4 protein-coding genes and 1 pseudogene are annotated in these 2,470 nt (G+C 28.4%); all 5 read left to right on the plus strand.

The window, feature by feature from the left end; translation table 11 throughout:
• Positions 1-539: 539 nt before the first annotated feature.
• On the plus strand, positions 540-752 hold the full coding sequence (locus BQ7400_RS00030) for a helix-turn-helix domain-containing protein (protein WP_034544980.1): 213 nt from the start codon (positions 540-542) through the stop codon (positions 750-752).
• 3 nt (positions 753-755) lie between these two features.
• Positions 756-1,265: an RDD family protein gene (locus tag BQ7400_RS00035; protein WP_034544982.1), complete on the plus strand. Its 510-nt coding sequence runs from the start codon at positions 756-758 to the stop codon at positions 1,263-1,265.
• 107 nt (positions 1,266-1,372) lie between these two features.
• Positions 1,373-1,687 carry a hypothetical protein gene (locus tag BQ7400_RS00040; protein WP_034544984.1) on the plus strand — a complete coding sequence of 105 codons (315 nt, stop codon included), beginning with the start codon at positions 1,373-1,375 and terminating at the stop codon, positions 1,685-1,687.
• A gap of 120 nt (positions 1,688-1,807) precedes the next feature.
• Positions 1,808-2,245, plus strand: a complete 438-nt coding sequence (locus BQ7400_RS00045) for a hypothetical protein (protein ID WP_034544985.1) — start codon at positions 1,808-1,810, stop codon at positions 2,243-2,245.
• A gap of 103 nt (positions 2,246-2,348) precedes the next feature.
• Positions 2,349-2,470: pseudogene (locus BQ7400_RS10985) on the plus strand (DUF3847 domain-containing protein); the annotation flags it as partial.

The raw sequence follows: 2,470 nt of genomic DNA on the forward strand, positions 1-2,470 counted from the left end.
TATAATTAATCATAAAAAGTTACGGAACTTTGGAACTTCAGGGCATGTGGAGACGGTGGTATTGATGTCAAGGAAAATAAGATAATAGGCTATAAAAGTGTTGAAATTAATGGTTTTTGGGGTTTTAGAAGAAATCCTAAAAGCCATTTTTCTATTTAGATAAATATCTTAATTATAATTAAAGAATAAATTGAGGATCAAGAACCTCAATATTATATAGAAAATAGCCACGAAGCGATCATATCAAAAGAAATCTTCATGCAAGTCTAAGAAGAAATGGATAGACGAGCTAATATGGTAAGTGGCAAAGGGAAAAGAAGAATCTATTCCAGTAAATACGCCCTTTCAAGTATTGTCTACTGCTCTATATGTGGGGATATTTACAGGAGAATAGCATGGAATAATAGAGGAAAGAAAAAAACAAGGACTATCTCAATAAATACTAACGCAAGCACAAGTATAAAATAGGCTAAAGTGACTTATCAGCCTATTTATGATATAATATAAATTAATGAATAAAACGGATAAGGGGTAATAATATGGCAATTTCTTATAAACCATTATGGCATTTATTGGTAGAAAGAGAAATGAACAAAGAAGACTTAAAAAGAGCAGCAAACATAACAAGTAACATAGTTTCAAGAATGAGCAAAAACTCTTATGTGAACTTAGAGTCATTAGAAAAGATTTGCCTGGCATTGGATTGCAGAATTGAAGATGTTATAGAAATTCATAGAAATGAGGATAAATAAATTATGTTTATGAATAATAATCCAATATCATTAAAAAAACGAATAAAAGAATTGTTTTTTGATTATCTACTTATTCTTTTGTATTTAGCATTGTTATTTGGAGTAAGCATGGCAGTTTATCATCTGTTTTTTAAAGGGATTCCGAAAATGAACGAACTACAGTCACAACTAATTGCTTTATTAACATCAGTTATTCCGATTGTTTTGATTTTTGCTTATTTGGATTATTCAAAAGATGGGAGTTTTGGTAAACGCAAAGCGGGGTTAAAACTTGTTTATAAACATAAATCTTTAAAAGCAAGCTTTATAAGAAACGTAATCAAATTTTTACCATGGCAAATAGGACATATGAGTACGATTCATGGAATTTATACTGACTTTGATGTATGGGCTATCGTCATGTTTTTTATAGGCATGGGATTTGCTGTACTGCTATTATTAATGGGTCTAATACGTAATGATAAAAGACATTTGGGTGATTTGTTGGCAAATACCCAAGTACAGAATAAATAGGAATATTTTTGCTATAATACTACTATGCAACCAATAGACTAAGAATAGAAAATGAAAAAACCGGGTATAATAATATGAACAATTTGATTACTTTTAAGGAGATTATTATGAAAAGTTTAAAGTGGTATACCATAGCTGCATGTATATGGATATTTATATTTCCTATAACAGGAATAACTGGGTGGGCTTTTATGATTAGTGGTCCAATTGTTATAGTTGGAAGCATCGTGAAATTTGTGTTCAAATTATTTAGAATAGACCTGTATTGGTTAACTAAACCTAGCTTTGGTTTAGGAGTTTTACCAGACCTAATTATTTCTGTAATTGTTGGATTTTTACTAACTATTATTGGGATAGGGTTATGGAGAATTACTAAGAGATTATATCAATGGTTAGTCTTAATAAAGCCTGAGAATTGTTAGATTTAATTATGAAGAACATTTTAATTCATGGGTTGGGTCAAGATGATAAAAGTTGATATTTAAATGAGAGTTACTTTTAATGAAAAATAATGAAGGTAACTATTAAACTGGAGGTTCAAAATGAGAAGAAGATTTGCATTTATGACTATTGTTTTTGTTTTTTTAATAGTTCTCACTTCTTGTAAGAGCAAGAAAAAAGAAGACAAGATTGAAATATTTGATTCTAACGATATAAAAATTGCTGAAATAGAAAAACAAGATGAGTTAGATTATTTTAGTGATTTTATAGAAATGAGTGTAGAAAATGTTAATGATAAAAAATTCGAAAATTTTTTTAAAGAAATACCTGACGATGCAATAAAATCTTATCATTTTATATTTACCAACGGCAATGAAGGTACAAAGATAGATTTTTATATTTATGAAAATTACCCTTATATTACAATGGAGGGAGTGCCTATGATTACAACTCCATTGACATGGGAACTTTCTAAAGAAGATTTAAAAGAATTTAATGATATAGTACAAGAATTGAAAGACATGGATAATAAAAGATAAAGCGAAAATTTTAGGATTGTGTAAATAGAATAATTAAAAGTAGCCTAGGCGATAGAAATTAAAAACTCTATCGTCTTTTTTTAATACAAGAAAGGAGTTTTTTATGAAAAAATTAGAACAACTAAGACAAGAGTCAAAAGAAATAAAAGATAAAATTGACCATACAGAAGAAAGATTAAGGCAACTAAAAAATCAAGAAAAGAAGATATTAAAACAAGACATAGT

This window comes from Urinicoccus massiliensis, from assembly GCF_900120405.1.
Lineage (GTDB): Bacteria > Bacillota > Clostridia > Tissierellales > Peptoniphilaceae > Urinicoccus > Urinicoccus massiliensis.